The organism is Streptomyces sp. NPDC058964, assembly GCF_042741275.1.
Taxonomy (GTDB): Bacteria; Actinomycetota; Actinomycetes; order Streptomycetales; family Streptomycetaceae; genus Streptomyces.
On sequence record NZ_JBHYKH010000521.1, the window covers coordinates 1 to 6,328 of the forward strand.

7 protein-coding genes are annotated in these 6,328 nt (G+C 70.7%); all 7 read right to left on the minus strand.

The features are described from left to right. On the minus strand, window positions 1-992 hold a 992-nt coding region (locus tag ACFW2E_RS39015; protein WP_384474452.1), incomplete at its 3' end, for a phenylalanine--tRNA ligase subunit beta. Beyond that, window positions 992-2,137 carry a phenylalanine--tRNA ligase subunit alpha gene (gene pheS / locus ACFW2E_RS39020; RefSeq protein ID WP_384474455.1) on the minus strand — a complete coding sequence of 382 codons (1,146 nt, stop codon included), beginning with the start codon at window positions 2,135-2,137 and terminating at the stop codon, window positions 992-994. The genes ACFW2E_RS39015 and pheS, both read right to left, overlap by 1 nt. Window positions 2,138-2,290: 153 nt before the next feature. Continuing rightward, window positions 2,291-3,427, minus strand: a complete 1,137-nt coding sequence (locus tag ACFW2E_RS39025) for an ATP-binding protein (protein ID WP_384474458.1) — start codon at window positions 3,425-3,427, stop codon at window positions 2,291-2,293. 89 nt (window positions 3,428-3,516) lie between these two features. After that, window positions 3,517-4,377: a TrmH family RNA methyltransferase gene (locus tag ACFW2E_RS39030; protein WP_384474461.1), complete on the minus strand. Its 861-nt coding sequence runs from the start codon at window positions 4,375-4,377 to the stop codon at window positions 3,517-3,519. A 249-nt stretch (window positions 4,378-4,626) separates the two neighbouring features. Continuing rightward, entirely contained in the window at window positions 4,627-5,010 is a 384-nt protein-coding gene (gene rplT, locus ACFW2E_RS39035; protein WP_016642495.1) for a 50S ribosomal protein L20, read from the minus strand. A gap of 110 nt (window positions 5,011-5,120) precedes the next feature. Continuing rightward, on the minus strand, window positions 5,121-5,315 hold the full coding sequence (gene rpmI / locus ACFW2E_RS39040) for a 50S ribosomal protein L35 (protein WP_004933563.1): 195 nt from the start codon (window positions 5,313-5,315) through the stop codon (window positions 5,121-5,123). Between the two features lie 109 nt (window positions 5,316-5,424). Beyond that, on the minus strand, window positions 5,425-6,117 hold the full coding sequence (infC, locus tag ACFW2E_RS39045) for a translation initiation factor IF-3 (protein ID WP_384474465.1): 693 nt from the start codon (window positions 6,115-6,117) through the stop codon (window positions 5,425-5,427). Window positions 6,118-6,328: the final 211 nt, after the last annotated feature.

The following is a 6,328-nucleotide window of genomic DNA, read 5'->3' on the forward strand; positions in this document are numbered from 1 at the left end:
GTGTTGGCCCCGCCCATGACACCGGCCAGGCCGATCGGTCCGCGCTCGTCGGTGATCACCAGGTCCTCGGCGTGCAGCTTGCGCTCGACGCCGTCGAGGGTGACGAGCTTCTCGCCCTCCTCCGCGCGGCGGACGCCGATGGTGCCCTGGACGAGGTTGCGGTCGTAGGCGTGCAGGGGCTGGCCGAGCTCCATCATCACGTAGTTGGTGACGTCGACGGCGAGCGAGATCGGGCGCATGCCGACCTTCTGCAGGCGTCGCTGCAGCCAGATCGGGGAGCGCGCCTCCGGCTCCAGGCCGGAGACGGTGCGGGCGGTGAAGCGGTCGCAGCCCATCGGGTCCGAGACCTGGACCGGGTAGCCGAAGGCGTTCGGGCCGGGGACGTCGATGAGCGCGGGGTCGCGCAGCGGCAGGCCGTAGGCGATGGCGGTCTCGCGGGCGACGCCGCGGATCGACAGGCAGTCGCCGCGGTTGGCGGTGACGGCGATGTCGAGGACCTCGTCGACCAGCTCCAGGAGCTCGATCGCGTCCTTGCCGACCTCGGTCTCCGGGGGCAGCACGATGATGCCCTTGGTGCCGTCGTCGCCCATGCCCAGCTCGTCGCTGGAGCAGATCATGCCGTGGGACGTCTTGCCGTACGTCTGGCGCGCGGAGATCGAGAAGCCGCCCGGCAGCGTGGCGCCGGGCAGGACCACGACGACCTTGTCGCCGACGGAGAAGTTGCGGGCGCCGCAGACGATCTCCTGGGGCTCACCGGTGCCGTTGGCCTGGCCGACGTCGACGGTGCAGAAGCGGATCGGCTTCTTGAAGCCCTCCAGCTCCTCGATGGTCAGAACCCGGCCCACGACCAGCGGGCCCTTGAGGTCGGCGCCCAGGTGCTCGACGGTCTCCACCTCGAGACCTGCGGAAATGAGCTTGGCCTGGACGTCGCGCCCGGTCTCCGTCGCCGGCAGGTCGACGTACTCCCGCAGCCAAGAAAGCGGGACCCGCATCAGATCTCCATCCCGAACGGCCGGGTGAACCGGACGTCACCCTCGACCATGTCTCGCATGTCTTCGACGTTGTGGCGGAACATCAGCATCCGCTCGATGCCGAACCCGAAGGCGAATCCGCTGTACTTCTCCGGGTCGACACCGCAGGCGGTCAGCACCTTCGGGTTGACCATGCCGCAGCCGCCGAGCTCGATCCAGCCCTCGCTGGAGCAGGTCCGGCAGGGGCGGTCGGGGTTGCCGACGGACTCGCCGCGGCAGACGTAGCAGACCATGTCCATCTCGGCGGACGGCTCGGTGAACGGGAAGAAGTTCGGCCGCAGCCGGGTCTTCATGCCCTCGCCGAACAGGGACTGGACCATGTGGTCCAGAGTGCCCTTGAGGTCGGCCATGGTCAGGCCCTCGTCGACGGCGAGCAGCTCGACCTGGTGGAAGACGGGGGTGTGCGTGGCGTCGAGCTCGTCGGTGCGGTACACACGGCCGGGGCAGATCACGTAGACCGGCAGCTCGCGGTCGAGCAGGGAGCGGATCTGGACGGGCGAGGTGTGGGTGCGCAGCACGACACCGGACTCGGTGCCGCCCGGGCCCGCGGCGGAGCCGCTGTCCGATGCAGCCTGTACGAAGAACGTGTCGGCCTCGCCGCGGGCCGGGTGGTCCGGGCCGATGTTGAGGGCGTCGAAGTTGAACCACTCGGCCTCGACCTGCGGGCCCTCGGCGACCTCGTAGCCCATGGCCACGAAGACGTCCTCGATGCGCTCGGAGAGCGTGGTCAGCGGGTGGCGGGCGCCGGCCGGTACGCGGTCGTACGGCAGCGTGACGTCCACTGCCTCCTCGACCAGTACGCGCGCGTCGCGCTCGGCCTCCAGCTCGGCCTGGCGGGCGGCGAGGCCCTTGTTCACGGCTCCGCGAGCCTGGCCGACCAGCTTGCCGGCGGCGGCCTTGGCGTGCGGGGGCAGGGCCCCGATCTCCCGGTTGGCGAGGGCCAGCGGGGAGGTGCCGCCGGTGTGGGCGACCTTGGCCTCCTGGAGCGCGTCGAGGGAGTCCGCGGCGGCGAAGGCGGCGAGCGCCTCGTCCCGCATGCGCTCGATCTCTTCCGGTTTCAACGCCTCGACCTCGACAGGGTCGTACGACTTATTGGGTGCCGACATATCTTCCCGTGCTTCCGATTGGCTGGCGGATGGTCCCCCGTCTCCGACTCGTGGTCATCGACTCGTGGACGGATCGTCTCCGTCTTTGGGACACAAAGGTGCCAACGACCGAGTCTAACGGGGTCGAGGTATGCGAATGCGCCCGCGGGCCGCTCAGGCCAGATAGGCCGGAGCGCTCACGGGCAACGTAAATCGGAACTCGGCGCCGCCGTCGGCGGCGCGCCCGACCGTGATGGTGCCGCCGTGGGCCTCGACGATGCCCTTGACGATGTAGAGCCCGAGGCCCGTGCCGCCGCGCTTGCTGCCCCGCCAGAAGCGGGTGAAGACGCGGTTCATGGACTCCTCCGGGATACCTGGCCCTTCGTCGCTCACCGTGACCGACGTGGCGGCGTCCTCCCCCTCGCGGGGGGGTGCCGTGGGCGTGATGTCAATCGTGACGGTTCCCTCGCCGTGCCGCACGGCATTTTCCAGCAGATTGCTGAGGACCTGGTCGATCTTGTCGGGGTCGGCCCACAGGGCGGGCAGCGGCTGCTCGATGCGCAGCAGGAACCGGTCGGCCGGCTGTCCGGCCGCGACGTACGCCTGGATGTGCCGCCCGACGGCCGCGCCCATGTCCACGGGCTGACGGCGCACCTCCAGCCGCCCCGAGTCGATGCGGGAGATGTCCAGGAGCTCGGCGATCAGCCGGGTGACCCGGTCGGCGTCGGCGTCGACGGTCTCCAGCATCAGCCGCTTCTGGTCGTCGGTGAACCGTTCCCACTTGGCGAGCAGCGTGGCGGTGAAGCCCTTGACCGAGGTGAGCGGGGAGCGCAGCTCGTGGGCGACGGTGGCGATCAGCTCGGCGTGGCTGCGCTCGGTGCGGCGCCGGGCCTCGGTGTCGCGCAGGGAGACGACGACGCGGCGGACCGGCCCGGTGGGCTCGCTGCGGACGTACCGGGCCGACACCAGCACCTCACGGCCCCCGGGCAGCAGCAGGTTCCGCTCGGGCTGGCCCACCCGGATGGCGAGTCCGCCGTACGGATCGGTGACCTGCCACCAGCGGCGCCCCTCCAGGTCCTCTAACGGCAGGGCCTTCTCCAGGCGCCGGCCGAGGGCGTCGGCCGGGGAGAGCGCGGTGATGCGGGCGGCCGCCGCGTTGAAGCAGATGACGTCCCCGTGCTCGTCGGCGACCACGAGCCCGTCGGGCAGTTCGTCGGGGTCAATGCCGAGTCCGGCGGGATCACCGTGCCGGGGCGCGGGTACGCGCCGGACCTCCCGCCCTCCCGGCGCACTGCTCGTGCCGACGCTCATCCCCGTACTCCACCTCTCAGACGGCATGGGGGTCCCCCTGCTCGCGCGCTGCCGAGAGCTCGGGGGAGCCCCCCGAGCTGGTCACCCTACTAGCCCTCGGTGACGGAGCGGCACCCTCCGGAGGCGCGCTGTGCACGGGCCGACGCGTAGAGACATACGGCGGCGGCGGTGGCCAGGTTCAGGCTCTCGGCCTTTCCGTGGATCGGGACGCGTACGACGGCGTCCGCCAGCGCGCGCGTCTCCTCCGGGAGCCCCCAGGCCTCGTTCCCGAACACCCAGGCGGTGGGCCCGCGCATGGTGCCCCTGTCGAGTTCGTCGTCGAGGTCGTCGGTTCCGGCGCCGTCGGCGGCGAGGATGCGCACGCCCGCGTCCTTGAGGCCCTCGACCGCCTTCTCGACGGGGACGCCGACGGCGACGGGCAGGTGGAACAGCGAGCCCACGGAGGCGCGGACGGCCTTGGGGTTGTACAGGTCGACCGAGGCGTCGGTGAGGACGACGGCCTCGGCGCCCGCGGCGTCGGCGCAGCGCAGCACGGTGCCGGCGTTGCCGGGGTCCCGCACGTGCGCGAGGACGGCGACGAGTTTGGGGCGGGCCGCGAGGATGTCCTCGAAGCGCGTGTCGAGGAACCGGCAGACACCGACGAGTCCCTGCGGGGTGACGGTGGTGGAGATGTCGGCGATGACCTCTTCGGAGGCGAGGTGGACGCGGGCTCCGGCGGTCCGGGCCTCGCCGACGATGTCGGCGTACCGCTCCGCGGCCTCCAGGGTGGCGAACAGCTCGACGAGGGTGGCGGCACCGTCCACCCGGTGCGCCGCCGCCTCCCGCACGGCCTGCGGCCCCTCCGCGAGGAACAGCCGGTCCTTGCCCCGGAAGTTCCGCCTGGCCAGCCGCCGGGCGGCGGCCACACGCGCGGAGCGGGGGGAGATCAGCTCGGGGGTGGCGGGGGGCATGGGGTTCACCTTCGGAAGCTCAGATGTTCTTGCGGGGTGCCTGGGTCCCCCTGCTCGAAGGGCTCGGGGAGCACCGTGCGGCAACAGCAGGACCCCGCGGGCGGGGGGCGCGCGCGGGGGGGGCCTCTCACCGGGCGTGTGGGGGGGGGGGGGGGGGGGGCGCGGGCCCACCGCGCGCCCCCCCCCGCCCCCCGCGGCCGGCCGGCGCGCCGGCCTCATACAGACCCGTCGGCTTGAGCCGGTGGGGCGTCAGGCGGCCTTGGGGGCGTTGACGTCCGACGGCAGCGCCTTCTGGGCGACCTCGACGAGCGCGGCGAACGCGTTCGCGTCGTTGACGGCCAGCTCTGCCAGGATCTTGCGGTCCACCTCGATGTTGGCGGCCTTCAGACCCTGGATGAAGCGGTTGTACGTGATGCCGTTGGCGCGGGCAGCGGCGTTGATGCGCTGGATCCACAGCTGGCGGAAGTCACCCTTGCGCTTCTTGCGGTCGTTGTAGTTGTAGACCAGCGAGTGGGTGACCTGCTCCTTGGCCTTGCGGTACAGGCGCGAACGCTGACCGCGGTAGCCGGAGGCCTGCTCGAGGATCGCCCGGCGCTTCTTGTGGGCGTTGACTGCCCGCTTGACGCGTGCCACTTGTTAACTCCTTGTAGCGGGGCCGCGGTTGTCCTCACGCGGCCCGGAAACGATTGGGTCCCGGTCCTGACATACGGCGCGGATCGTTCGGACGACCGAGCGCCGGTGCGTCACTTGCCGAGAAGCTTCTTGATCTTCGCGGCGTCGCCCGGGGCCATCTCGGCGTTGCCGGTGAGGCGACGCGTCACACGGGACGACTTGTGCTCGAGCAGGTGGCGCTTGCCGGCGCGCTCACGGAGCACCTTGCCGGAGCCGGTGACCTTGAAGCGCTTGCTGGCACCGCTGTGCGACTTGTTCTTCGGCATAGCGCCGTCTCTCCTCGTCGGTGGCGCTCCGGTGCCCGGTCGTGAAACCGGGCACGGTGGAGCGTCGCTCTTGTATCGGTTACATCCTGGGGGCTCGCGCCCCCCGGGATCACGCCTCGGCGGAAGCCTCGGCAGGGGCCTCGGCGGGTGCCTCGGCGGTCTCGGCGTCCTGGAGGTCCGCGGCGTTCTGCGAGCGGCCCGGGTTGGCCTTCGCCTCCGCCTTGCGGGCTTCCTGCGCCTGACGGGCCTCGGCCATGGCCTCGGTCTTCTTCTTGTGCGGACCGAGAACCATGATCATGTTGCGGCCGTCCTGCTTCGGGTTCGACTCGACGAAACCGAGGTCCTGGACGTCCTCCGCGAGGCGCTGCAGCAGTCGGTAGCCCAGCTCGGGCCGGGACTGCTCGCGACCACGGAACATGATCGTGATCTTGACCTTGTCGCCCTGCTTGAGGAACCGAACGACGTGACCCTTCTTGGTGTCATAGTCGTGCGGGTCGATCTTCGGCCGGAGCTTCATCTCCTTGATGACCGTGTGCGCCTGGTTCTTGCGCGCCTCACGGGCCTTCATGGCCGACTCGTACTTGAACTTCCCGTAGTCCATGAGCTTGCACACGGGCGGACGGGCGTTCGCCGCGACCTCGACCAGGTCCAGGTCGTACTCCTGCGCAAGCTCCAGTGCCTTGGCCAGGGGGACAATGCCCACCTGCTCGCCACTGGGACCGACAAGTCGCACCTCGGGAACGCGAATCCGGTCGTTGATGCGGGGCTCGGCGCTGATGGATCCTCCTCGGTAGCACCACACGGCGGTCTGGCGGACAGCCGCGTATGTCTCTGTTCTAAGACCTAACCGCGCCGATGCACCAAAAATGCCCCGGACGATCACAGGCGGGGCTCCTCAGTACTACCGGAGCACCGCCGCGATGTGATCGCCGGGCGCGATTTCGGGCTGGTCGCCGCCGCTGCGACGGGACCGCCTGACCGGTGACCCGCCGTCCTGAGGACGGCCAGGTGGC

Coding starts and splice junctions, on each gene's coding strand:
- pheS (WP_384474455.1), bottom strand. CDS start 2,137: ATGTCGGCACCCAATAAGTCGTACGACCCTGTCGAGGTCGAGGCGTTG.
- ACFW2E_RS39025 (WP_384474458.1), bottom strand. CDS start 3,427: ATGAGCGTCGGCACGAGCAGTGCGCCGGGAGGGCGGGAGGTCCGGCGC.
- ACFW2E_RS39030 (WP_384474461.1), bottom strand. CDS start 4,377: ATGCCCCCCGCCACCCCCGAGCTGATCTCCCCCCGCTCCGCGCGTGTG.
- rpmI (WP_004933563.1), bottom strand. CDS start 5,315: ATGCCGAAGAACAAGTCGCACAGCGGTGCCAGCAAGCGCTTCAAGGTC.